Source organism: Anaerovorax odorimutans, from assembly GCF_024459955.1.
Classification (GTDB): Bacteria; Bacillota; Clostridia; order Peptostreptococcales; family Anaerovoracaceae; genus Hominibacterium; species Hominibacterium odorimutans_A.
Map to the genome: position 1 here is coordinate 1 of NZ_JANFXK010000241.1, position 224 is coordinate 224.

Genomic DNA, 224 nt, shown 5'->3' on the forward strand with positions numbered 1-224 from the left:
GAAAAAAACTACAAAAAATAATATCATCACATATGCTCTTGTTATCGCGGCATTTGTGATCATGCAGTCACTGATCAACGCCGGAAGTATTTCCAGCCTTCTTGAAGGATTGATGGTTCCGCTTTGTATTTATATTATTATGGCTGTGTCGCTGAACCTCGTAGTCGGCGTACTTGGAGAATTGAGCCTCGGACATGCGGGCTTTATGTGTGTCGGCGCGTTTG

General features: G+C 43.8%; 1 protein-coding gene. It reads left to right on the forward strand.

The features are described from left to right. Positions 1 to 224 (forward strand): ABC transporter permease subunit (locus NE619_RS18620; protein ID WP_420314520.1); only part of this gene is annotated, 224 nt, incomplete at both ends.